We start from the raw sequence: 25,094 nt of genomic DNA on the forward strand, positions 1-25,094 counted from the left end.
CCGGCGGTCCACTCTTTCGTTTAGTCTACAACTCCTCAGGCAAATGCATAGGAGCCGTCCGGCCGTTTCGGGACGCGCCGTTGCCAATGAACATAACCTTCCTCGGTCATTGCCTTCTCGTCCATCTCGACACCCCAGCCGGGCCGGTCGGGCCGCAGCTCCAGATAACCATCCTTCGGCAGATAGGGATCGGCAACGTACCGCGTTTCGCCCTGCCGCTTCTCGATGTCGATGCCGCCATAAACGTAGGCCTGGCCCTTCGGCAGCCGGTATTCGAGGATCCGGAAGTTCTGCGCAGCGGCCGAGAAATGGACGTTAACTGCAGTTGCCAGCGGACCCATGGGATTGTGTGGCGCGACACCGACGAAATAGGCTTCGGCGAGTGTCGCAATCCGCCGCATTTCGCTGATGCCGCCGACGACGCAGATGTCGGGCTGTATCAGGTCCGCGCCCTTGACCTGCAGAAGGCGCAGGAACTCGTTTCGATTGTAGAGTGACTCGCCCGTTGCGAGGACGCAGTTGAGTCCCTGCTTGAGGTCGCCCCAGGCCTCGATGTTTTCCGGGCGAAGCGGTTCCTCGTAAAACAGCGGATCATAGGGTGCCAGTGCATTGCCGAGCTGGCGGGCTGCGACCGGCTCGAAGATCTTCGCATGCGCGTCAAACGCGATCTCATAGTCGTCGCGCACGGTTTCACGAAGCGAGCGGAAATAGTCCGCCGAAGCCTTGACGACGTTGCCCCAGCGATGAGCGTGCATGTCGATGCGCCACGGGCTGAGCTTGAAAGCGGTGAAGCCCCATTCCTCATTCAGGCGATCGAACTCGTCGCGAGCCGCCGGCGCATCCGGTGCCGTGTAGACGCCTGCATAGACCTTGATGCGATCGCGCACTTCACCACCGAGCAGTTTGTAGACCGGAACGTTCGCAGCCTTGGCGGCAAGGTCCCACAGGCAGTGATCGAGCGCCGAGATTGCGGCTAGGCCGAGTGCGCCTGGCGGGAACCTGCTTTGCTGGATCAGCAGATTGACGAGATAGTCGACGCGTGTCGGATCCTGGCCTGATAGGAAGGCGTAGAGATAATCCAAAATCGGCGGTAGCGCCTTATCCGGACCATGATTGTAGCATTCGCCCCAACCTGTCAGGCCGTCATCCGTATCGAGTGCGACGATGACGCGGGGACGGTCCTTGTCGCGGGTCATGAAAACCCGCATGCGGTCGATTTTCATCTTTCTGTCCTTCTACCGATTGAAATAAGTGCGGCGCGAGAGGCGCGTCTGCACATAGAGGTGCTCGTTGTAGGTTCCGGGATTGTACGAGCCGGCATTCTCCGGCACGGGTACGGAGACGTTGCCGCCGCTTGGGAAGCGGGCCACGAAGGCCTCGTCGATGTCGCAGCCAAGCCCCGGCGCATCAGGAACGGCAATTGATCCGTCGACCTGTTCAGGATGCGGCACGATGGTCCGCCGGCGGCCGTCCCAGTCGTCGTCGATGCGCTCGAGGATAAGCGCGTTGGGAATCGCCGCAAGCACGTGCAGGGCCGCATATTCGGCGACCGGGCCAAGCGAGCCGGAATGCGGAGCCATCTGGATATGATGCGCCTCGGCCATCGCCGCGATCTTTGTCATCTGTGTGATGCCGCCGGCCCGGCCGGTATCCGGCTGGATCACGTCGACCAGTTCTTTCTCGATGAGTTCTCGTTCGCCGAAGATGGTCGCCGAGCGCTCGCCGGCCGCCAGTGGCACGTGCGCCGCATCGCGAATGCGCCGGTAGCCGTCGATATTCTCCGGCGCAATTGGATCTTCGACCCAGAAGAGTTCGTAAGGCTCCAACGCCCTGACCAGGCGGCAGGCATCCGCAGGCGTCAGCCAGGGCGGTCCATGCAGATCGATCGCAATGTCGATATCGTTGCCGACCGCCTCGCGCAATGCAGCGACTTTGCGGACGGGATCGGCGACCCCGCCGCATTTAATCGCCTTGATGCCGCGCTCCTTGACCGCAAGCGCGCGCTCGGGCGTGTTTGCGTGGGAGTAGATCGGGATCCTGTCGCGAACCTTGCCGCCGAGCAGCATCCAGACCGGCACGCCGAGTGCTTTTCCCTTAATGTCCCAAAGTGCCATGTCGATGCCCGTCAAGGCGCCGGCGCCGACCGTTCCCAGCATGCCGTGGCCCATCATGGCGATGTGCATCTTCTGCCAGAGACGCTCGATATGGGCCGGATCCTCGCCAATGAGAAGCGGTGCCAGATCGTGGATCGCCGTCTCGATGACCCGCGGCCAACCCGAGCATTCACCGATACCGGTGATGCCTTCGTCGGTGTCGATCTTCAAGAACAGCCAATTTCGTGTGCCGGGCAGCTGTTTGGATGCGCCGTCTCCCGAGCGCTCATCGGAGGCCCATTTCGAGGGGTCTGGTTGCCCGGCATGCATGAGAAAGGTTCTAATTCCGGTGATTTTCATCGCACAGAACTCCCGTTCTTGAGATTCGCTGGTTCGATGTAGCGGAAACGCCGTGAGCGATCCCGGTCGCGTGGATCGGGGCGGGGAATGGCGGAGATGAGCGCTTGGGTATAGGCGTGCTCCGGCGTGTTGCAGATCTTGTCCGCATCTCCAACCTCGACAAGCCGGCCCTTGTACATTACGCCGACACGATCGCACATGTAGCGAATGACGCCGATGTCGTGGCTGATGAAGATGTAGGCAAGGCCGAGCTCGTCCTGCAAGCGCATCAAAAGGTCGAGGACCTGCGAGCGCACGGATACGTCGAGCGCCGAAGTCGCTTCGTCGGCAACGATGATGCGTGGGCTGAGCGTGATGGCGCGGGCGATGCCGATGCGCTGACGCTGGCCTCCGGAAAAAGCATGCGGGTAACGTTCACGGGTCGTCGGATCGAGCCCCACCTGCTCCATCAGGTGACAAATGCGTTCATCGAGTGCCCGGCCGCGTGCGATGCCGTTGACAAGCAGCGGCTCGCCGATGATTTGCGAGACGGTCATACGGGGATTGAGAGAGCCGAAGGGGTCCTGGAAGACCATGCGCAGTTCGCGCCGCGCAGCGGCAAGCGGTTGCCCCTTCGCGGTTGCCAGATCGATCATGCCGCCATCAGCTCGCGGCGATACAGAATCTCGCCCGCGGTCGGATCGATGAGGCGCATGATCGAACGTCCCATCGTCGTCTTTCCGGACCCGCTTTCGCCGACGATGCCGAGCGTCTCGCGCGGCAGGAGAGAAATGGAGACATCGTCGAGCGCTTTGACCTCGCCGAAATCCATGGACACGTTGCGGAGCTCGAGAATTGGCGCTGCCGTCCTGTCGAGCGGCGCCCGCGCCAGCCTGATTTCGGCCTTGGCTTCCAGTTTCAAAACGGAGCCGATCAGCATCCGGGTGTAATCGTCTTTCGGCGCATGAAAAATCTGCTCGACCGGGGCGTATTCCTTGGCGACGCCGTTGTGCATGACGAGCACGTCGTCAGCGATTTGCGCCACGACGCCCATGTCGTGCGTTATGAAAAGCACTGCCATGCCGTAAGCCTTTTGTAGTCGGGCAATCAGGTCGAGGATTTCGGCTTGCGTGGTGACGTCCAAAGCCGTCGTAGGCTCGTCGGCGATCAGCAACTGCGGCTTGCATGCGAGCGCCATTGCGATCATGGCGCGCTGGCGCATGCCGCCCGAATATTGGAACGTATAGCGATCCACGGCTTTTTCCGGGAAAGGAATCTCCACCTGCTTCAGGAGTGATATCGCTTCGGCGCGTGCATCCGCCTTGCTCATCCTGGTGTGAAGACGAAGTGCTTCGATGATCTGGTCGCCCACCGTGTGGACCGGCGAGAGTGACGACATCGGTTCCTGGAAAATCATGGCAATGTCGCGGCCGCGTATGGCGCGGATGTGGCGCCCGCGCGGGTTAAGACTGACGAGATTAACGGAGCGACCGTCTTTGCCATTCAGGACGATGGACCCGCCGCAGATACGGCCTGGCGCGTCTAAGATCTGCAGGATCGAGCGGGCCGTCACGGACTTGCCGGAGCCGCTCTCGCCGACGACGCAAAGCGTCTTTCCCGGCTCGATCGAAAAGGAAAGATCATCGACTGCGCGAAAGGCGCCGTTGCGCAAGGCAAAGTCGACGGTCAGGTTCTGCACCTGCAGGAGCGCCCTGCCAGCGGTGATCGGAACGATGTCGGTCATGCCGGCCTCATTTGTTGTATGGGTCAGCCGCATCGCGCAGGCCGTCGCCGAGAAGGTTGAGCGCCATAACCGCGACGACGACGGCCGCGCCCGGCAGGAAGAGCCATGGCGCCGTGGCGATCGAGCGGATGTTTTGAGCCTCGCGCAAAAGCACACCCCAGGAGATGGTCGGCGGCTGCAGGCCGAGGCCCAGGAAGGAGAGGGAGGTCTCCGCAAGGATCATCGCCGGCACGGCGAGCGTGATCGACGCTATGATGTGGCTCGCGAAACTCGGCAGCATGTGGCGGAAGATGATGCGCCTTTCGCGAACGCCGTCCAATCTCGCGGCAGCGACGAATTCCTCGGTACGCAAAGACAGAAAGCGGCCCCGTACGACACGGGCAAGCTGCGCCCAACCGGTCAGCGACAGGATGATGGTGATCATCATGTACTGGAGCGTTGCCGGCCAGCCCTGCGGGAGCGCCGCCGCCATCGCAAGCCAGATCGGGATCGTCGGCAGCGACAGCACGAAATCGATGACGCGCTGCATGAAGAAATCGATGCGGCCGCCGTAATAGCCGGAAATGCCGCCGAGCACGATGCCGAGCAGCAGCGAAAAGAAGACACCGACAAGGCCGATCGACAGCGAGATCTGAGAGCCCTGAACCGTCCGGCTAAAGACGTCGCGCCCGAGTCGGTCGGCGCCGAACAGCAGAAGAGGGCTCGCCTTGTCGGACGAAGCGATCAGATGGATGTTCGTTCTAAACAAGCCGAGCACCGAATATTCATAGCCGCGCCCGAACAGCTGGACGTCGACCCGTTTCGTCCTGTCCTCCTTGTAGATCGCCGCAAGGGTTTCCGGGTCGCGGGTGAGCTTCATCGCATAGTAGTGCAGATCGATAGAGAGGCCATTGTCCGCGTCGACGAAATGCAGCGCCTGCGGCGGATGAAAGGTCGCCCGAGCGTTCTGCAGGTTCGGATCGTTGATGGCGAAGAAGCCCGGAACGACGGCAACGATGTACATCAGGATGGTGACGACGAGGGCAACCATGGCAAGCCGGTGCCGGCGGAAGGCCCACCAGATGAGCTGCCATTGCGAGGCGACGGCGGCACGATCTGGCGAAAGATTTGTGACAGCAATGTCGGTCACGATCAGCTCCTATTCCAACCGGATGCGGGGATCGACCAGCGCAAGCAGGATGTCGCTGATCAGCGAGCCGATCAGCGTGAGCGCGCAGATCAAAAGCACGAAGGCGCCGGCCAGATACATGTCCTGCGCCATCAGCGCCTGCAGCAACAGGGGGGCCGCCGTCGGCAGATTGAGGACGATCGCCACGACGACGGAACCGGAAATAAGGTTGGGAAGCAGCCAGGCAATCGTCGAGATGAACGGATTGAGCGCGATCCGTAAGGGATACTTCACGAGCAGCCTGAACTCCGAGAGACCCTTTGCCCGTGCCGTCGTAACGTAAGGTTTTGGCAATTCGTCAAGCATGTTCGCGCGCATGACGCGGATCAAGCTTGCGGTCGAGGATACGGCCAGGATGATTACCGGAAGCCATATATGCGAAAACAGGTCGAGTATCTTGGCGAAGCTCCAGGGCGCAGTCTCGAACTCGGACGAAAAGAGACCGCCGACGTCCTGACCGAATTCGACGGCAGCGATATACATCAGCACGAGCGCCAGCAGGAACGAGGGGATAGCCAATCCCAGGAAGGTGAAGGCGGTAAAAAAATAGTCGCCGATCGAATATTTACGCACGGCGGAAAAGACGCCGATCGGAAGTGCGATCGCCCAGGTGGCGATCAGCGTCGAAAGAGCAAGCACCAGCGTCAACGCAATGCGCTCCCAGATGAGGCCGGAGACCGGTTGTTGCCATTCGAAGGAGATGCCGAAGTCGCCGCGGGAAACGATGCCCCATATCCATTTGAAATATTGCACGAGCATCGGATCATCGAGGCCGAAACGCTCGCGCAATTGCGCCGCGGTATTCTGATCGATGACCTCGTTCGACGCAGCAAGCGTTGCGATATAGGTCGTGACGTAATCGCCCGGCGGGAGCTGGATAAGTACAAAGGCCAGGAAGCTGACAGCGAAAAGGGATGGGATCATCCACAGAAGGCGTTTAGCGATGAAGACAAGCATGAGGCATCTCTTGCATTGAACACCGCTTCCGAAGTTTCCAGACAGCGTGCTTGAAAGAAGCGCCGCCCCAAAAAGGGCGGCGCGGGAACGGCAAATCAGCTCGTGAAGCTAAACTGCTGGGGCAGTGCCGGTCCCGGATTGGGCCAGGACCAGCTATCCGGCTGCTTTTCCGGCACATTGCGCAGGTTGTTGCGGATGATGCCGAAGCCGCCGACGGCAAGGCAGAGGCCGACTGTCTCGAATTCGTCAGCCGCGATGTCGAAGATCTGCTTCATGATCGCACCGCGCTTGTCGAGATCGGCGGTCGAACGGGCGCCGTCGAAGAGCTTCATGCGTGTCTTCTGACTTTCCGGCGGTTCTTCGCCGCGTGCGCCGTTCGACGTATACCAAAGCGACCACGGAATGGCGTAGCGCGAGCCTTGCGGGTGGAAGGCGAAGAAGTCGCGCGGATCAAGCATCGGATCAAGTCCGCCCGGACCCGGCCAGACCGCCGCATCATGCGCGTTGTCGTCGCCGCGGGTATAATAGAGGGCGCGCTCGATCGTATTGACCTTCATGTCGATGCCGATCTGCGCCCAATGCGCCTTGACCAGTTCCAAGGCATCGACGAGGTCGGGATAGAGCGTCGGAATGACGTCGACCGTGAAAAACACCTTCTGGCCGTCGGGCCGGAGGCGGAACCCGTTCCCGTCCTTCTTGTCGTAGCCTGCCTGATCCAGCATCGCGCCCGCTTTGTCAGGATCGTATTCGGTAAACTGGCGCGCGAGCTTATCGTGATACCACGGATGCTCAGGGCGGGGTCCGGCCTGGTAGCCTTCGCTCTGCCCGAAATACACGATGTCGATCAATTCTAGCCGGTTGATTCCAAGCGAAAGCGCCTGCCTGAACGACTTGTCGACAAACATCTTGCGTAGGGCAGGATCCTTGTGGGTCATGTTGAAGTAGATCTGGCACTGCTGTGAGGCGGACGGCACCAGCGACAGTAGGCGGTAGTCGCCTTTGTCCATGTTCTGGGAGAGCGTCGGCTTGTTCGAGAGAACGCTGATATGGCGCTCCTGGATGTCGATCTTCCCGGAGATGACATTCAGCATCAGCGACTCGACGTCCTGCGAGATGCTGAAATTGATCTCATCGACATAGGGAAGCTGGTTGCCTTGGGTATCGACCTGCCAGAAATAGGGGTTCCGGGTCATGACGACGCGCGTCGCGCCGCCGCTGTAAGGCTCCTTCACGACCCATGGATCGAGCGTCGGCTTGGCCGGGTTGCCCCACCGCGATGGAATCTCGATATCGCCGCAGCGCGCGCGGAAGAGATCCGTCCAGCTGCCGGCGCCTGCCTTCGTGACGTCTTCGGCGATATTGGGATTGTATTTCGGCAGGAACTGGCTGCAATAATGCTTCGGAAAGAGTGTCGGATGCTGGCCGAGCGGCGTCGCGAGGTTTTCCAGATAGAGCGCGTTTGCCGCAGCAAAGGTGAATTTCACCGTAAAGTCATCGATCTTCTCGACATTGACGGCCTTGCCCGCAACCGACAGCTGCGCAGGCGTCGAGCTGTAGAGCTCGCTGTTCTTCACGCAGTCCTCAATGGCAAAAACGATGTCATCGGCGGTGAAAGGATGGCCATCGGACCAGCGGACCCCTTCGATGAGGTGGAAGGTAAACTGGGAGGCGTCGTCGTTGATTTCCCAACGTTCGGCGAGGTTGGGCACAACCTGCGTGAATTCCAGATTCCAGCGCACGAGGCTCTGGTTGCCGACCATGCGCAGGATGCCGTTATGGTCGGATGAACCTCGGAGCCCGCGGCGGAGAGTTCCGCCGTAAGTGCCGACCTTTTCGAGAGGCGTCACGACCATCGGCTTTTTCGGCAGCCGTTCAGCGAGCGGCGGCAGCTTTCCGTCCTTGGCAAGCTGCGCCAATGCGGGCGCTTCGCCGCCTGCCGCAGCGACGCGGCCAGCAATGGACAAGGCTGCCACTCCGGCCATGCCTCCGAGCACGGCGCGCCGAGTGACGCCGCGAGACAGTATTTCATCACGCATAGAGTTCCCTCCCGTTTTGTGCCGGCACGACTGTGATCAACCGGCGCGACGAGCCCCCTACCCGTCGCAAGGCGCTCTTCTTAACGCCGTGGGCCGACCATAGACACCTTCTCAAATAATTACAAGAGTTGACAGATAATGACAGATTTAGTAGCCCTGCGGCATAGAAAATGGCTGTCGCTGCCGGAAAAGACCGCCTCGAGAGTGTGAAAAACATGGAACTGTCAGATGCTGTGCGCGAAAAACTGAAAGCTGTTTCGACGGCGACGCTGACGACGGTGCTGCTGAAGCGCGGCTTGAGGAACGTCTTCATTTGCGGCGTGCACAAGATCAATCCGCGGGCCCCGCGCCTGGTCGGCCCTGCCTTCACGCTGCGCTACATTCCCGCCCGCGAGGACATCGATCACCTTGGCGTCTTTGCCGATCGGAGCCATCCGCAGCGCCGCGCCATCGAGGAGTGTCCGCCGGGCTGCGTGCTGGTCATCGACAGCCGCAAGGATCCTTCTGCGGCATCGGCCGGCGGTATTCTGATTACGCGCCTTTTCAAGCGGGGTGCGGCCGGCGTCGTCACAGACGGCGGTTTCCGGGATACGCCGGATATCGCCGCTTTGCCGTTCGCCGCTTATCACGCGACACCATCGGCGCCGACGAACTTGGTGCGCCATCATGCGCTCGACATCAATCAGCCGATCGGCTGCGGCGATGTGCCCGTCTACCCAGCCGATATCATGGTTGGCGACAACGAGGGCGTGGTCGTCATCCCCGCTGCGATGGCCGAGGAGGTGGCAAACGAGGCCTTCGAGCAGACGGTCTTCGAAGACTTCGTCGAGGAGCGGGTGCAGGCCGGGCAAGGCATATTCGGCCTTTACCCTCCCGGCGAGGAGGCAGCCGCGGAATTTGCTGCCTGGCGGCAGAAAGAAGGGCGATGATGAAACTGTTGGCCGTTGCCGATTCGAACAGGGGCGCAACGCGCTTCAGCGACATCATCTACGAGAAGATCGTGGGGATGATTGCGGACGGAAACTTTCCGGTGAATGAGCGGTTGCCGCCGGAATCGAAGCTCGCCGTCATGTTCGGCGCATCAAGGCCTGTCGTGCGCGAAGCGCTCGAGCGTTTGAGGGCTGACGGACTGGTCGTCTCGCGCAAGGGTTCAGGCTCCTACGTGCGGCAACGACCGGATTCGTCCATGCTGAAAATGGTCCCGGTCGGCTCCCTTGCCGACGTGCAGCGTTTTTTCGAATTCCGCGCCGGCCTCGAGGCCGAGGCCGCGGAGCTTGCCGCACGCAACTGGCAGCCGGCCGACAAGGAGCGGATAACCGCCGCGCTCTTTGCTATCGAACAATGTCTGCGGGACGGCAAACTTGGCGCCGAGGAGGACCAGGCGCTTCACGATGCGATTGCCATGGCAACCGGAAACCAGTTCCACATCACGGTTCGCGAGTGGTTCAGGCCGCATTTCGCCATCGGGCACTCGGTGACGCGAAGCCTGAGCCTCAAGCGGACGCCCGAACAGATACGCAGCGTCCAAGACGAGCACGCGGTGATCGTGGAGGCAATCTTCGCGCGCAACGAAGCCGAGGCCCATGACGCGATGAAAAGACACATACTGAATGCGCGCGCCCGCATGTTCCAGGGGGTTTGAGCGATGTTGGGGAGGAAGGGACGATGAAACGGCTGGCTCTCACAGGCGCTGCCGGACGCATAGGGACGTTGCTGCGCCCGCTTCTTCGGCCGTATGTCGAGCACGTGCGCCTGATCGATTTCCATGAACCTGCCCGGCTCGGTGAAAATGAAAGCTTCGTCAGGGCTGACCTTACAAGGCTCGATGAGGCAACGGCCGCCCTTGAGGATGTTGATGGCGTCGTCCATCTGGCCGGCATTGCAAGCGGCATCGACATGAACGCCATTTTGCAGGCGAACGTGCTTGGGACATACAATCTCTACGAGGCCGCACGGATCAACAGCGTCCGGCGGGTCGTCTACGCATCGAGCAATCACGCCACGGGCTTTTATCCGCGCGGCCAGATCGTGTCTCCGCTGGATCCTATGCGCCCGGACAGCCCTTATGGGCTTTCCAAATGCTGGGGCGAACTGGTGGGAGGGCTTTACTACGACACCTGCGGCATTCGCACTTTTTCCATCCGCATCGGCAACGCCGGAACCTACCCTAACAGCGAGCGGTCGGTGGCAATCTGGATCAGTGCGCGGGATCTGGCGCAATTGGTCAGGATCGGCCTATCCCACCCGCTTATCGCCGCAACAGTGGTCTACGGCGTTTCCGATACCGAGGAGCCCTGGTGGGACAACGAGGTCGCGGCCAAATTGGGCTATCAGCCGCAAGACCGCCCGCGGGATCATGCGCGCATCGAGGAGCCGTCAGAAGGGCCGGTTGCTCTTGCGTTCCAGGGCGGAGGGTTCTGTGAGATCAATCACGACGGCATCATCCGCACGCGGGACGCCGAGGGTTTGGCCAAGAGCCTGGAGACGGTTCCGTGACGGCGCCGCGGACCATCCATCCGGAAGTCCGTCCGATGCTGCAGCAACCGCTGGGCGTCGGCGAATCGCCGGTATGGGACGAGAAGACCGGATATCTTTGGCTCGTAGACATCCAGGCGCCGGCTATCGTCCGGCTTTCGGCGCAGGGGAAGATCGACAGCTTCCGAATGCCTTCGGCGATCGGCAGCCTTGGGCTTTGCCGTGACCGCCGTATCGTTGTTGCCCTAAGATCGGGCATTCACCTTTTCGACCCCGCTTCCGGAAGCCTCGAGTTTTTATGCGATCCAGTGGGGAGAGGCGTAAATTGCCGCCTCAACGATGGCAAGGTTGGCCCTGACGGCCATTTCTGGGTCGGGTCGATGAGCGAAGCCAAGCCGCAGGTCAATGATGCGGCGCTTTACCGGGTGAGCTCCGATGGCATGGCGCGGACCATCGCAACAGGATTGACCAGCTCCAACGGCCTTGCCTGGTCGCCAGACGGCCGGCGGATGTATCACTCCGACAGCCGCCAATGCTTCCTGCAGGCTTTTGATTTCGATCCGGCCACAGGCGAGCCCGGAAACGCCGGACGGCTTCGGGTCTTCACGGAGGAGGAGGGCCGGCCGGACGGCGCCGCAACCGACCGGGACGGCACCTATTGGAGTGCAGGCGTTTCTGCGGGCCGGCTCAACCGGATTTCTCCAGGTGGCGACATCGTCGAGATTTATATTCTGCCGGTCGCCGCACCAACGATGCCCTGCTTCGGCGGGCCGGATATGCGGACGCTCTTCGTCACTAGCCTGTCGAGCGATCGCAGCGGCCATTTCGAAGCGGGTACGGTCATCGCCTTTGACGTGGATGCGGAGGGCCTGCCGCCCTTCCGGTTCAGCAATTGATGGAAGGGAACAGGGAAAGAAGATGAGCATCGCAACCATGCGTCAAGCGCTTAGGGGCGTGTCGGGTGTTCCCGTGACGGCCTATGACGGAAATGGCGAGGTCGAACCCCGGACCACGGCTATGGTCTATAGACGGGTGGCGATCGCTGGCATTCACAATATCGTCGCTGCAGGAAACACCGGCGAATTCTACGCTTTGACCCCGGAGGAGATCCGCAGCGTGCACGAAGCTGCGGTTTCCGGCGTTGACGGCAGAGCCCCTGTGACGGCCGCAATCGGCAGGTCGCTGCGCGAAGCAATCCGGATGGCCAAGGATGCAGCCGCGATCGGTGCAACTGCGGTCATGTCACACCAGCCCGTCGATCCCTTTGCCGCGCCGTGCGCGCAGATCGACTATTTCTGCAGTCTTGCGGACGCTTCGCCTTTGCCGCTGGTTGCCTATGTGCGGGCGGACGGCTTCAATGTCGACGACATGGTCCGTCTTGCAGCCCACGGCAATATTGCCGGCATCAAGTTCGCGACGCCGGATCTGATGCTTCTCTCCAGGGCCATAGCAGCGTCGGATCCGGCGGGAGCGCTGTTCGTCTGCGGCCTTGCAGAAAGCTGGGCGCTGTCCTTCACGGCCGCTGGTGCGCGGGGCTTCACATCCGGCCTTGTCAACGTTGCGCCACAGTTGTCGCTTGCGGTCCACGATGCACTGGCCAAGGGCGATTTCGAAGCTGCACGCGCCATCATCAATCGGCTCGAGCCTTTTGAGCGCATGCGGACGAAATTCCGCAACGGCGCGAATGTTACGGTCGTAAAGGAGGCTGTGGCGCGTTCCGGCCTCAACGTCGGACCGGTGCGCGTGCCGGGACTGCCGCTGCTTGATCAAAAGGATCGCGAAGAATTGGTTCGCCTGCTCAAGGGCTGGGAGGTCGCAGGCGATATCCTTGCGCCTGCGGACCAATAGGTTTCCGCGCAGGCGGCAGGCTGAGTTTGAATTCATAACTGAAGGCAAAAGGCGCCGAAACTGCTGCGCCGCGAGATTGGGAGGTCTTGAGATGCTGAAGAACTTGCTGACGACGATCACACTTGCTGGCGCTTTGATCACGGCGCAGCCATCCTTCGCGGCGTCACCGCCAAACATGCTGGTGATCGGTACCAATCTTACCGGCATCCGGACGCTCGACCCAGCACAGAACAACGCCCGCACGGTTTCCGAACTGATCTCGAACATCTATGACAACCTCGTCCAGCTGTCGCCGGATGATCTTAAGACGCTGAATCCGATGCTTGCCACGAAATGGCGCGTTTCCGAAGACGGCAAGATCATCACCTTGACCTTGCGCGACGATGCGGTCTTCCAGAGCGGTAATCCGGTCACGGCCGAAGACGCCGCGTGGTCCATCCAGCGCGTGATCAAGATGGGGCAGGTCGGGTCAACCGATATCGCGCTCTGGGGCTTCACGCCCGAGAACGTGGACAAGCTCGTCCGGGCCAAAGACGAGCACACGCTGGAGATTGAATTGCCACTGGCCGTCAATACCGATCTTGTGCTTTATTCCCTCGCCGGCTCGTCGATCGGCGTCATCGACAAGAAAACGGCGTTATCGCACGAGGCGAACGGCGACCTCGCTGGTGCGTGGCTGTCCGCCAATTCGGCAGGAAGCGGACCGTTCGCGCTGGCGCAATGGCGCCCGAACGACGTCGCGATCTTCAATGCGCAGAAGGACTATTGGGGCGGCGCACCGGCCATGGCACGTGTTGTCGCCCGCCACATACCGGAATCTGGCAACCTCAGGCTGCAGCTCGAAGCCGGTGACGTCGATGTCGGCCAATACATCGCGAGCGGCGACCTTGATGCCTTGTCGAACAGCAAGGATATGGTGATCGAGAGCGTTCCGGGCCTCGGCTTCTACTATGTTGCGCTCAACCAAAAGGATCCGGACCTGCAGAAGCCCAAGGTCCGTGAGGCGTTTCAGCACGCGTTCGATTGGAAGGCGATCTCCGGCAACATCATGCGTTATACCGGCTTTCCATGGCAGTCGATGATCCCTCGCGGAATGATCGGAGCGCCGGAAGATGCGGCATCGCGCTACGATTATGATCCCGCCAAGGCCAAGAAATTGCTGGCCGAGGCCGGATATCCAAACGGCCTGAAGAAGGTGCTGAACCCGTCCGGTGCGGCAACCTTGCCTTTCGCAGAAGCGCTGCAGGCGAGCGCCCGCGCCGCCGGCCTTGATCTCAATCTCGTGCCCGGCGAATTCACCCCCGCATTCCGCGAGCGCAAGTATGAGGTCCTGCTCGGCAACTCGGGTGCCCGGCTGCCGGATCCGTTCGCCGTTGCCACGCAGTACGCCTACAATCCCGACAACAGCGACGAGGCGCGTCTCGGCAGCTACTACCTCTGGCGGGCCGGGATGAAGGTGGACGAGCTCAATGCGCTCGTCGATCAGTCGATGAAGGAACGCAATGCGGGCAAGCGCGCGGAGATCTTCCAGAAGATGGACGGCATCTACAGCGGCATGGACGCCCCGCTCGTCATCTTCTTCCAGCGCACTGACCCGTATGTCATGCGTGCCAATGTCAAGGGCTATCATGGGCATACGACCTGGTCGACGCGCTGGCACGACGTGACGAAGGAGTAATTTCCCGTGGTGAATGCCGATCTGACATCGAAACGGGATGCGGACCGCAGTATGGACGAGGACGGCGCCGCCCACGCGCCGCCGCCGCATCCGCTCGTGACCATCCTGCGGCGACTGGCAGGGCGTGTCGTGGCGGTCGTGACAACGCTCCTCGGCCTGCTGTTCCTCACCTTTTCGATGGGCCGCCTGCTTCCAGCCGACCCGGTGCTCGCCATTACCGGGGCGGAGGTGAGCAAGGACGTCTATGATCGCGTCTATAACGAGTTGGGGTTGGGACAGCCGATCTCGGTGCAGTTCCTGAACTATGTGCGGAAGGTTGCGACGGGCGACCTCGGCACATCTGCGACGACCGGTCAGCCGATACTCACCGATCTGCTGACCATCTTCCCGGCGACCATCGAGCTTGCCATCATCGCCATGATTGTCGGCGCCCTTGTCGGCGTTCCGCTTGGCATCACTGCGGCCGTCAGGCGCGGCACGATCATCGACCACATCGCGCGCATCGTTGCGCTCGCCGGCCACTCCATCCCGATCTTCTGGACCGGGCTGATGGCGCTCTTCATCTTCTATGCGAAGCTGAAACTCGTCGGCGCATCCGGCCGGGTGGACGTATTCTACGAGGGGCTCGTCACGCCGGTCACCGGCTTCCTGCTGATCGATTCGGCGATCGAGCGCCAGTGGGATGTGTTCCGAAGTGCGCTCGGACACATCATCCTGCCGGGCGCGATCCTAGGCTACTATTCCGTGGCTTATATCAGCCGCATGTCGCGCAGCTTCATGCTGGAACAGCTCAGCCAGGAATATATCATAACGGCGAGGGCAAAAGGGCTCGGACTGCGGAAGGTCGTCTGGCGACATGCCTTCAGAAATATCCGCGTGCAACTGCTGACGATCATGGCGCTCACCTTCGGGGGCCTCCTTGAAGGGGCAGTGCTCATCGAGACCGTCTTCGGTTGGCCGGGACTCGGCCAGTATCTGACCCGCGGACTTCAGATGAACGACATGAATGTCGTGATGGGCGCGGTGCTGACCATTGGGGCTGTCTTCCTGACGATCAACATCATTTCGGATGTGCTTTATCGCATTCTTGATCCGAGAACACGGTGATGCCGATGACAATCTCCGCCGAACACACAGATCGCGCCGCCGACAGCGGCTTTCGCAAATGGCTGCGCGCGCCCGAACCGCGGGGCTGGTTTCAGTCGTCGGTACAGCAATTCCATCAGGGGTGGCTGAAGTTCCGCTTGCATCCGCTCGGTTTGGCTGGGCTGGCAATCATCGGACTGCTGATCCTGGTCGCGGTCGCCGCGCCACTGCTGACGCGTTACGATCCGATCGTTCAGGACATGGCGGGGCGCCTCGCTCCGCCTTCGGCAGAGCATTGGCTTGGCACCGACAATTTCGGCCGCGACGTCTTTTCCCGTGTGATCTACGGCGCGCGCACCACGCTTTACATCATCATGCTCGTTACCGTCATCGTTGCGCCGATGGGCCTTCTGATTGGCACCTGCTCCGGTTATTTCGGCGGCATCGTCGATGAAATCCTGATGCGGATCACCGACATTTTCCTTTCCTTTCCAGGCCTGGTGCTGGCATTGGGCTTTGCGGCAGCGCTCGGTCCCGGCATTACCAACGCGATCATCGCAATTTCGTTGACCGCATGGCCGCCGATCGCCCGGCTTGCGCGCGCCGAGACGCTCAGTCTGCGCAAGGCCGATTTCATCGCCGCCGTGCGTCTGCAGGGGGCGACGCCAATGGCCATCATCACCCGCCACATCCTGCCGATGTGCATTCCGTCGGTGATCGTGCGCGTGACCCTCAACATGGCCGGCATCATCATCACCGCCGCCGGGCTCGGGTTCCTCGGCCTCGGCGCGCAGCCGCCTTGGCCAGAATGGGGAGCGATGGCGGCGACCGGGCGTGAATTCATGCTCGACAGTCCCTGGGTCATTGCTGCACCCGGCATTGCGATTGCGCTGGTGAGCCTTGCGTTCAACCTCGTCGGCGACGCACTTCGGGACGTCCTTGATCCACGAGGTTCGGAATGAGTTCTTCCCTCATCGACATCCGCAATCTCGAGATCGCCTTCGGCGGCGGAGCCGTGCGGGCGGTGCGCGGCGTCAGCTTTTCGCTCGGACAGGAAAAACTCGGGATCATCGGCGAATCCGGATCCGGCAAGTCGACGGTCGGGCGTGCCATCATGAAGCTGCTGCCACCGACTGCCGTCGTCACCGCGGACCGGATGACGTTTCGGGATGTGGATCTCATCAAAGCCGGCGAGCGTAGGATGATGACAATACGGGGGCGACGGATCGGACTGATCCTGCAGGACCCGAAATATTCGCTGAACCCCGTCATGCGGATCGGCGAGCAGATTGCCGAAACCTATCGTTTTCACTATCCGAAGGCGAACGCAAAGCAGGCTCATCAGCAGACGCTCGCGATGCTCGAGGCCGTCCAGATCCGCGATCCGGAAAGCGTGGCTCGCCTCTATCCGCACGAGATATCGGGCGGCATGGGCCAGCGCGTGATGATCGCCATGATGCTGATTGCGGAACCGGAGGTTCTGATCGCTGACGAGCCGACATCCGCCCTCGATGTCACAGTACGGCTCGAAATCCTGGCACTGCTTGATGAACTCGTCGCTCGCCGCAACCTCGGCCTGATTTTCATCAGCCACGACCTGAACCTCGTCCGGAACTTCTGCGACCGGGTGCTGATCATGTATGCCGGCCGCGTCGTCGAGGTCCTCAGGGCTTCTGACTTCGCAAATGCAAGGCATCCCTATACGCAAGGCCTGCTCGCATCGCTGCCGTCGATCGACGATCCGCCCGTACGGCTGCCGATATTAAAGCGCGACCCGGCCTGGCTCACTGACATTGGTCTGGAGGCGGCACGGTGATCGAAATCGACAATCTCACGATCCGTTTTGATCCCGGCCAGAGGCCGGTCGTCAGGAACGTCAGCCTCGCCATCGAGAAGGGCACCGCTTTCGGCCTGGTTGGGGAATCCGGCTGCGGCAAGTCCACAGTGCTGCGCGCGATATCCGGCCTCAATCCGAATTACGACGGCCGGATCAAGCTGGATGGAAGCACATTGGACCGGCGGCGCGACCGGCCGTTCTTCCGCCGCGTGCAGATGGTCTTTCAGGACCCTTATGGATCGCTCCATCCCCGCAAGACAATCCGCGCGCAGCTCAAGGAGCCGCTTCGGAACCAGGGGCTCGCGATCAACTCGGTGGACCTGGATACCGTGCTGCGGTCGGTTGGCCTCGACCCGTCGCTCAGTTACCGATTTCCGCACCAGCTCTCCGGCGGGCAACGGCAGCGTGTGGCCATTGCTCGTGCTCTGGTACTTGATCCGGCCGTCCTGCTCCTCGACGAACCCACGTCTGCGCTAGACGTGTCGGTCCAGGCGGAAATCCTCAATCTGCTGCAGGATCTGCGCAAGGAGCGCGGCCTGACCTATTTGCTCGTCAGCCACGATCTCGCCGTCGTGTCCCACATGTGCAGCCACGTCGCCATCATGGAGGCAGGCGAGATTGTCGAGCAGGTGGATATCGAAAGGTTGCGCAAAGGAGCGGTCGAGCATGCCTATTCCCGACACCTGTTGGGCGCGAGCAAACATTACGGAAGGGCGCATTGATCGGTTGGCGAAAAAACCGGAGCGGGCTTCCGCTACGTGCACCAGTGCGAGCCTCGATCGCACTCTTCGGCTCCGGGCGCGTCGGCCCGAAGCCGCCGATCTAGGAGACCTTTATATTCGAGGATCCAATCAAGGCATTCGACGGCGCGACAGCGCAGTGGACAAGCCACAGCATAAAGGTCCCAGGATTTGATAGACAACATCAAAGTCGACGCTCAGGAACTTGCTGATTATCAGTGTGTTGGCAACAGCAAATCTGTCCACGGCATTATTTTATACTTATTTAGAGTTGCAACCTAAGTTAAGTGCTATGCGAGAAAACAGAGCGGAATTGGATTAAACCTCACTCTTTTGCAGCGCAACGAGATTAAATCGGCATTCTATAATTTAGATTATTTTAATATTTAACAACCACCGCGTTTGTGCTATTCCACTTACGGAAAAACGTGGCAAGCCACCTGCATGCCCCCATCTACACGATATGAAAACGCAACGGAGGCTAGCTATGCTCGTTCCTCGCGCTGATTGCATTGACCTTCTCCTATGCCCCCGCACAATGAGCCCGCTGCGTCTCGAAGGTGGCAAGCTCGTTGCAAATGACAGCGGCAGCGAGAGGGTGTTCGAATATCGGATGATAGATGGAGTTCCGATCCTCATCGATTTTGAGCAATCAGTCTTCACTGAAAGCGAAATCACTTGCCGCAAGGCAGGGAGCGCCATCGTTCGGCCGGAGTACACTGGTTTGCAGCGTTCACTAAAGCGAATGGTCTCTCCGGCGAAATCGGGGACACGCGTGAACATATTGAATTTAGTACGTCATCTGGAGAACAATGACGGCCCTTCGAAAGTGCTCATCATTGGCGGTGGGAGCGTCGGCAATGGGCTTGAGCCAGTCTACAACCATCCGCGCTTGGAGGTTTACAGCTTCGACGTTTACGTCACGCCTTATGTCCAATTTGTTGCCGATGCTCATAGGATACCTTTACCAGCCGAGACATTCGATTGCGTGATTGTTCAAGCCGTACTGGAGCACGTTCTCCAGCCGAGCGAGGTAGTCGCAGAGATATGGCGGGTTTTGAAGCCATCAGGTTTGGTTTACGCCGAGACGCCTTTCATGCAGCAGGTTCATGAGGGCGCATTCGACTTCACACGATTTACCGAAAGCGGCCATCGGTACTTATTTCGTCAGTTCGAAAGACTGGACTCGGGTGCAAACGGCGGGCCGGGAATTCAGTTTATGTGGGCAGTCGATTATCTCGCGAGGGGCCTTTTTAGGTCTCGGAAGGTGGGTAAAATGGCGAAGCTCGCATGCTTTTGGGCTCAGTATCTCGATCATCTCATACCGGCTCCTTATGCAGAGGATGGCGCAAGCGGCGTCTTTTTCTATGGCAGAAAAACGCAGCGGGTCTTTTCTCCGCCAGAAATCATCGCGCATTATCGTGGCGCGCAGGCCACGCGTCGTTGATGTCTAACCCGAAGGCTTAGTGAGACGCCTGATCGAGCCCGACCAGATGGATAAATTTTTCAGTCGTCAGAAAAAGTGGCGAAATCGGGTTAAAACCTTCGATAGTGAAATAGACCCGGCCATCCTCGATGGCTGTGACAACAATCTTCTTTCCCGTTTTTCGGGAGATATACGTGGCGCCAACCTTCAGTTTTAGATGTTCCGCCATTGCCGCCGAGCACTTTCATAGAGAAATCAAAATAGAACCAGGTAAACGTAATACGAGTAGATGTCGTAAAGCGATTTGAGAATGACTTCCATCAGGTGAGCTTGGAATGGGTCGCGCCGGACGCACCACCTCGTTTCCTTAGGGTAACTCTTGATGGCGGCTTGTAAACGGAGATCTCATATCGCAAGGCGGGGGATGGGGGTAGGTGCGCTTGGTGCCTTTGAAGCTAGCACTGTCTTGCGGACCAGCCCAGGCGCCGGAAAGCGCGACGTTGAACTCGCCACTGCCGCAGGATGAGGCGTGCCGATCAGATCACGTCTGCGGCTGATGCGCAGCTCAGCGAGAAGCCTCGCTTCTATTCAAATAATCTTCTATCCTTGCAGCCAGCAGACCGGGATCCATGCCCACGGTGCTGAGGCGGATTTCCGGCTCCAAGGGAATCTCGTAGGGGGAGCTGATCCCCGTAAAGTTCTTAAGCTCGCCTGCTTGTGCTTTTTTGTATAGCCCCTTCGGGTCTCTCTTGGCGCATTCCTCGATCGGCGTATCAACGAAAACTTCAACGAAATCATCCTGCATAAGATTGCGGGCCATCTGTCGTTCCGAACGGAAGGGGGAAATAAAGGACACGAGGACAATAAGGCCCGCGTCCAGCATCAGCTTAGCCACCTCAGCCACCCGGCGAATGTTCTCCACGCGATCTGCATCTGTAAAGCCTAAATCACGATTGAGCCCATGGCGGATATTGTCGCCGTCGAGGATGTAGGTATGCAGGCCGTTGGCTGTGAGCCGCTTTTCAAGCAGGTTTGCGATTGTGGATTTGCCGGAGCCAGAAAGACCAGTGAACCAGATCACGCGCGGCCGCTGACCGAGGCTGTGAGCCCGCGCAGCCTTGTTAACATCGAGGGCCTGCCAGTGAACGTTGTCGGCCCGGCGTAAAGCAAAATCAATCATCCCTGCGCCGACCGTGGCATTGGTCAGCCGATCGATGATTATGAAGTTGCCCGTAACGCGGTTTTTGGCAAAGGGGTCAAAGGCAATCGCGGATTGCGTGGAAAAATTGCACACTCCGATCTCGTTCATGTGCAGTGACTTTGCAGCCAACTGAGCACAGCTGTTAACGTCGATGCTGTACTTGAGGTCGGTGACAGTTGCCCCGATGCATTCGGTCTCGGTTCGCAGGAGATACGAACGGCCAGGAAGCATGTCTTTGCGATCGAACCAGATCACGTGCGCTTGAAACTGGTCGGCAATTTCTGGCCGATCGTCTGACGCCACGAGCATGTTCCCGCGGGAAAGCTCCACTTGATCTTCCAGGAGAATGGTTACGGCATCGCCTTCGCGCGCCGTCAACAGTGATCCGTCGTATGTGACAATTTCTTTGATTCGGGTTTGCTGCCCTGACTTTGCGATAGTTACTCGATCACCCACGGATGCCTCGCCGGAGGCAACTTGGCCTGCATAACCGCGAAAGCTTGAATCGGGGCGGTTGACGAGCTGAACTGGAAATCGAAACGGTCTACGTGCTTGCCCGGCAGCGACTGGGACGGTCTCAAGATAGTTGAGCAATGCCGGTCCGTCATACCAGGCCATCTTGACGGAGGGCTGACTGACATTGTCTCCAGAAAGGGCTGAAATTGGAATCACTTGGATGGTATCGAACGCGAATTTCTCCGCGAACTGCATGAACTCATCGCTGATCTCATAGAATACTCGCTGATCATATGCGACGAGATCGAACTTATTGACAGCCAGTACAACATTGCGGATGCCAAGCAGTGCCGCAATAAAGGTGTGCCGCCTTGTCTGCTGCAGCACGCCTTGGCGCGCATCGACCAACACGACCGCCAAATCCGCCGTTGAGGCACCCGTTGCCATATTGCGCGTATATTCTTCATGCCCCGGCGTGTCGGCGACAATGAACTTCCGTCGATCGGTCGAAAAAAAACGATAGGCTACGTCGATTGTTATGCCCTGTTGTCTCTCGGCCTCCAATCCGTCAACGAGCAGCGAGAAGTCTATTTCATCGCCGGTCGTTCCGAATAGTTTGCTGTCGCGCTCCAGTGCAACGAGCTGGTCTTCGAGAATGCAGTTTGTTTGGTGGAGCAGGCGTCCAATGAGCGTCGATTTCCCGTCGTCGACAGAGCCGCAGGTTAAAAAGCGCAGTAGCGTTTTTTCGTCTTGGGGGGCTGGCAGAGACGCTGCGTCGGTTTCCTTTAATGGTCCGTCCGTATATCGCATTAGAAGTACCCCTCGCGCTTCTTCCTCTCCATTGCGCCGGCCTCATCCTTATCGATCATTCGTCCATGCCTTTCCGACGTGCGGGAGGTGAGCATCTCCTCGATGATCTCTTCGACGTTGACCGCATCGGACAAGGTTGCAGCTGTGAGCGGGTAACAGCCAAGCGTGCGGAAACGCACTCGTCGGCGTTCGACGATATCGGACGCTGTGAGGGGCATGCGATCATCATCGATGACTATGAAAGCGCCATCACGCCTCACGACCGGCCGCTCGGCTGCGAAGTAGAGCGGTACGACCGGAATGTTTTCTCTCTGGATGTAGTGCCAGATGTCGAGCTCAGTCCAGTTGGACAGCGGAAAGACGCGTATCGACTCGTTGCGAGCGACACGCGTGTTATAGGTCTTCCACATCTCAGGCCGCTGGGCTTTCGGATCCCAGCCGTGTTCTGCGTTGCGAAATGAGAATATTCGCTCCTTGGCTCGCGACTTGTCTTCGTCACGGCGAGCTCCTCCAAAGGCCGCGTCGAAGCCATATTTGTCAAGAGCCTGACGTAGTGCAAGCGTCTTCATGATATGGGTGTGAACGTTGGACCCATGTGTGAAGGGATTGACGTTTTGCTGCAAACCGTCCTCATTTATGTGCACGAGTAGCTGAAGTCCAAGTTCTGCAACGACCCGATCACGGAAGGTGATCATCTCCCGAAATTTCCATCCGGTGTCGACGTGCAGGAGCGGAAATGGTGGCTTTGCCGGGTAAAAGGCTTTCCTGGCAAGATGAAGCATGACACAGGAGTCTTTGCCGACGGAGAAAAGCATCACCGGTTTTGAGAATTCGGCGGCGACTTCCCGCATGATATGGATGGCTTCAGCTTCCAACCGGCGAAGGTGGCTTGCTTTGTCGCTATTCGGTGCGTTGAGCACGGCGTCCCCTCCATGGCATGCCGCCATTGTTCATTCCTTCACCGGGAGTTGAGCGATCTGCGTGTTTTGAAGCCATGGCGTCAGATCGACATCCATCAGCGTGCCAAGTTTATCGATTTGCGGCTCGTAATAGCCGATGAGCCGCTCTTTCAGATCCTCTGAAAGCGTTGCGTAGTTTATCTCTCGAGCGATGAGCGAACGGGCCTTCTTGAAGGCGGCGGTATGTCGGAATGGTTTGACCGTCGTTTTGAAAGGCGCCAGCCATCGTCGCATCTCCGGGCCGACAAGAGGCTGCTTCTTGTCCTTGACTTTTTCTGCTACCGGCGGCACCTGCAGCTCTGCCCGCAGCCCGAGAAAACTCCCTACACGATCGAGCTGACGACGTGGTTCGATCGCAATATTTTCATAAAGTAGGACCAGCAGATTATCGGATCCGAAACGGTCAAGGAAACCCTGCAACTGATCGTAGTAGAGGCCGCCGTTTAAAAAACGACCGCCCTGGCCGGCTCGCGGGTCGAGATACTGGCCTATTTCGCGGCCCACCTCACCCCTTCGATAGAGCATGCAATAGTCCGAGTATGCACGCTCGACAGGGTTTCTGAGCTGAGCAATCAGCCGCACATTTGGAAAGTCACCATGAATGCGCGCGGCAGCCTCCGGCGTATCCATATATGAGTTCGATTTTTCGCCAATAACAAGGTCGTCGCGCGGCGGCCGAAACTGATCCGCGTACCATGCAGCCCCGTTTCCGTAGACCCGACTGAAGTAGTGCAGTTCGGGATCGGGCATATAGACATCCGGATGCCTCTGAAGGGACTGCTGCAGCCATGTTGTAGCGCTTTTCGCCGCGCCGATGATTAGGAAGTCCAAACGGTCCATGGCTGCCCCTCATATCGCAACTGTCTTTGCAAGCCTTGCTGGCTAGTTCCTCATCCGCTCGTAGATGCTCGTGATCCCCTCGATATGGCTGCTTGCGCTGTAATGCGACAAAGCGGCCGAGCGAGCGGTTTCGCTGACGCGTTCCCACTGGGTTTGATTGGTCAAAAGGCGATGGAGCGGCTCAACGAATGCCTGCGGAGATTCGGCCGGGACGAGATACCCGTTCTCGCCGTCGACAATAGCCTCCGGATTGCCGCCGTGGTTCGTCGCAATGACTGGCGTGCCGAGCATCATAGCCTCAATCAGCGTGCGCCCGAAGGGCTCGTTGATTGCCGGAACGAGGAGCGCATCAAGCGCGCACATTAATGGAGAGATGGGCGAACGGAATCCCATAAGATGTATCCTATCGCCAATCCCGAGTTCATCCGCATAGGAGCGGACTTTCTCATCGAGCCGGTCGCCGCCGGGCTCTGGCAAGCCAAGTAGAACACCGTGCAACGTGATCCCGGGATAGCGTTTCCCAAAGGCTGCGATCGTCTCCACGAAGTGCAATGGCCGCTTGCGCGCGGTGAGAACGCCAATATATCCGGCAAAGCGGATATTCCCCTTCAGGTTCAGTTCCTCGCAGAGCTGATGATGACATTGGGCTCTGTCGGGCAGCGAAATTGGGTGCTCGAAGGGACTGTGTAAGACGGTCACCCGGTCGTCAATCGGAAGAATAGGTCGGCTTGGCCGTGCGAAATTCGAGACGGTCACGATCTCATTAGCAAGGACGGGGGCGAGGAAATTTGCAGCGCGTGCGGTCGGATCTCCGCGATGGTGCCATAGCAATCGTGCGCCCGAAATCCGTGCGGGTATTGCCCATGTCGCATGCATCTGGCCGTCATTTGTGTGTACCACGTCAACAAGGTGGCCGCGCAGGAAGCGAACGAGACGAGGAAGGTAGGCGGCATAGGCAGCGGCGACCTTCAACCTGTTTTGATGTGGCAGCCGGTGCGCGGGCGATAGGACCTGCCCTCTCGGAGCAGCAAAAAAGGTCATCCCGCGTTTCGTCAGATAGCTCGCCAGTGCGCCATCGGTGATGTGCAATATGATCAGACATTTGATCAAAGTGGAATCTAAGCCCGCGATCAAATCAACCGCAGAAATGTGGCTGCCCCCTACCTCATCCCCAAGAAACGGAAATGCTACGACGACTGGTTTGATGGACACGCGACGACATCCTCACCATGACCAACTCAAAACCTGCAATGCCCTGTCGATTTGACGACTTTTGCATTCGGTCAGCCTTATTTAGCGAGTGATCATACGGCCTGGTCCACGGTATTGTCAATTTTTTGGAGCTGTTGCGCTTATGTACAAGTGTAATCCCAAATAGCGTCTTCCCATCCGCCGTTAGGC

At 59.3% G+C, this 25,094-nt stretch carries 21 protein-coding genes and 1 pseudogene; 11 read left to right on the plus strand and 11 right to left on the minus strand.

All coding sequences use genetic code 11. The features are described 5' to 3' along the window. Nucleotides 1–35: 35 nt before the first annotated feature. The 6 genes and pseudogenes from N2599_RS24305 to N2599_RS24330 all read right to left on the minus strand — a co-directional run bounded on the left by N2599_RS24305 (nt 36) and on the right by N2599_RS24330 (nt 8,337). Nucleotides 36–1,223, minus strand: coding sequence for a galactarate dehydratase (locus N2599_RS24305; protein ID WP_027511016.1), 1,188 nt, complete (start codon nt 1,221–1,223; stop codon nt 36–38). Nucleotides 1,224–1,235: 12 nt separating this feature from the next. After that, entirely contained in the window at nt 1,236–2,453 is a 1,218-nt protein-coding gene (locus N2599_RS24310; protein ID WP_027511015.1) for a mandelate racemase/muconate lactonizing enzyme family protein, read from the minus strand. Next, a pseudogene (locus N2599_RS24315) lies at nt 2,450–4,176 on the minus strand (ABC transporter ATP-binding protein). Before N2599_RS24315 ends, N2599_RS24310 begins: the two are co-directional and overlap by 4 nt. Nucleotides 4,177–4,183: 7 nt before the next feature. Beyond that, nucleotides 4,184–5,305, minus strand: coding sequence for an ABC transporter permease (locus tag N2599_RS24320; RefSeq protein ID WP_027511014.1), 1,122 nt, complete (start codon nt 5,303–5,305; stop codon nt 4,184–4,186). Between the two features lie 9 nt (nt 5,306–5,314). Beyond that, entirely contained in the window at nt 5,315–6,301 is a 987-nt protein-coding gene (locus tag N2599_RS24325; protein ID WP_027511013.1) for an ABC transporter permease, read from the minus strand. Between the two features lie 95 nt (nt 6,302–6,396). Further along, nucleotides 6,397–8,337, minus strand: a complete 1,941-nt coding sequence (locus N2599_RS24330) for an ABC transporter substrate-binding protein (protein ID WP_027511012.1) — start codon at nt 8,335–8,337, stop codon at nt 6,397–6,399. Between the two features lie 215 nt (nt 8,338–8,552). Here N2599_RS24330 and N2599_RS24335 point away from each other — a divergent pair, with 215 nt between their 5' ends. The 11 genes from N2599_RS24335 (at nt 8,553) to N2599_RS24385 (ending at nt 19,448) form a co-directional block, all read left to right on the plus strand. After that, entirely contained in the window at nt 8,553–9,266 is a 714-nt protein-coding gene (locus tag N2599_RS24335; protein WP_027511011.1) for a ribonuclease activity regulator RraA, read from the plus strand. Beyond that, the gene (locus N2599_RS24340; RefSeq protein ID WP_027511010.1) at nt 9,266–9,979 is read left to right on the plus strand and encodes a FadR/GntR family transcriptional regulator; all 714 of its coding nucleotides are present in this window, start codon (nt 9,266–9,268) and stop codon (nt 9,977–9,979) included. Before N2599_RS24335 ends, N2599_RS24340 begins: the two co-directional genes overlap by 1 nt. A 23-nt stretch (nt 9,980–10,002) precedes the next feature. Then, the gene (locus N2599_RS24345) at nt 10,003–10,833 is read left to right on the plus strand and encodes an NAD-dependent epimerase/dehydratase family protein (RefSeq protein WP_027511009.1); all 831 of its coding nucleotides are present in this window, start codon (nt 10,003–10,005) and stop codon (nt 10,831–10,833) included. Further along, nucleotides 10,830–11,708: an SMP-30/gluconolactonase/LRE family protein gene (locus N2599_RS24350; RefSeq protein ID WP_027511008.1), complete on the plus strand. Its 879-nt coding sequence runs from the start codon at nt 10,830–10,832 to the stop codon at nt 11,706–11,708. Before N2599_RS24345 ends, N2599_RS24350 begins: the two co-directional genes overlap by 4 nt. Before the next feature lie 22 nt (nt 11,709–11,730). Next, nucleotides 11,731–12,660, plus strand: a complete 930-nt coding sequence (locus N2599_RS24355) for a dihydrodipicolinate synthase family protein (RefSeq protein ID WP_027511007.1) — start codon at nt 11,731–11,733, stop codon at nt 12,658–12,660. 91 nt (nt 12,661–12,751) lie between these two features. Continuing rightward, nucleotides 12,752–14,338: an ABC transporter substrate-binding protein gene (locus N2599_RS24360; protein ID WP_027511006.1), complete on the plus strand. Its 1,587-nt coding sequence runs from the start codon at nt 12,752–12,754 to the stop codon at nt 14,336–14,338. A 6-nt stretch (nt 14,339–14,344) separates the two neighbouring features. Continuing rightward, the gene (locus N2599_RS24365) at nt 14,345–15,445 is read left to right on the plus strand and encodes an ABC transporter permease (protein ID WP_027511005.1); all 1,101 of its coding nucleotides are present in this window, start codon (nt 14,345–14,347) and stop codon (nt 15,443–15,445) included. A gap of 5 nt (nt 15,446–15,450) precedes the next feature. Beyond that, nucleotides 15,451–16,386 carry an ABC transporter permease gene (locus N2599_RS24370; protein WP_027511004.1) on the plus strand — a complete coding sequence of 312 codons (936 nt, stop codon included), beginning with the start codon at nt 15,451–15,453 and terminating at the stop codon, nt 16,384–16,386. Further along, complete coding sequence (locus N2599_RS24375; RefSeq protein ID WP_027511003.1) at nt 16,383–17,240, plus strand: ABC transporter ATP-binding protein; 858 nt, start codon at nt 16,383–16,385, stop codon at nt 17,238–17,240. Before N2599_RS24370 ends, N2599_RS24375 begins: the two co-directional genes overlap by 4 nt. Then, nucleotides 17,237–17,983: an ABC transporter ATP-binding protein gene (locus N2599_RS24380; RefSeq protein ID WP_027511002.1), complete on the plus strand. Its 747-nt coding sequence runs from the start codon at nt 17,237–17,239 to the stop codon at nt 17,981–17,983. Before N2599_RS24375 ends, N2599_RS24380 begins: the two co-directional genes overlap by 4 nt. 556 nt (nt 17,984–18,539) lie before the next feature. Next, nucleotides 18,540–19,448: a class I SAM-dependent methyltransferase gene (locus N2599_RS24385; RefSeq protein WP_198521624.1), complete on the plus strand. Its 909-nt coding sequence runs from the start codon at nt 18,540–18,542 to the stop codon at nt 19,446–19,448. 16 nt (nt 19,449–19,464) lie between these two features. Here the strand turns inward: N2599_RS24385 and N2599_RS24390 are convergent, their stop codons facing one another. The 5 genes from N2599_RS24390 to N2599_RS24410 form a co-directional block, all read right to left on the minus strand. Then, entirely contained in the window at nt 19,465–19,656 is a 192-nt protein-coding gene (locus tag N2599_RS24390; protein ID WP_027511000.1) for a hypothetical protein, read from the minus strand. 336 nt (nt 19,657–19,992) lie between these two features. After that, nucleotides 19,993–21,894 (minus strand): sulfate adenylyltransferase subunit CysN, encoded by a 1,902-nt coding sequence (cysN, locus tag N2599_RS24395; RefSeq protein WP_027510999.1) that lies wholly within the window; start codon nt 21,892–21,894, stop codon nt 19,993–19,995. Then, complete coding sequence (gene cysD, locus N2599_RS24400; RefSeq protein ID WP_051336623.1) at nt 21,894–22,841, minus strand: sulfate adenylyltransferase subunit CysD; 948 nt, start codon at nt 22,839–22,841, stop codon at nt 21,894–21,896. The genes cysN and cysD overlap by 1 nt, the downstream gene beginning before the upstream one ends. Nucleotides 22,842–22,844: 3 nt before the next feature. Then, entirely contained in the window at nt 22,845–23,693 is an 849-nt protein-coding gene (locus N2599_RS24405) for a sulfotransferase family protein (RefSeq protein ID WP_027510997.1), read from the minus strand. Nucleotides 23,694–23,735: 42 nt separating this feature from the next. Then, nucleotides 23,736–24,734, minus strand: coding sequence for a glycosyltransferase family 4 protein (locus N2599_RS24410; protein WP_156915294.1), 999 nt, complete (start codon nt 24,732–24,734; stop codon nt 23,736–23,738). Nucleotides 24,735–25,094: the final 360 nt, after the last annotated feature.

Origin of the sequence: Rhizobium sullae, from assembly GCF_025200715.1 — a bacterium.
Lineage (GTDB): Bacteria > Pseudomonadota > Alphaproteobacteria > Rhizobiales > Rhizobiaceae > Rhizobium > Rhizobium sullae.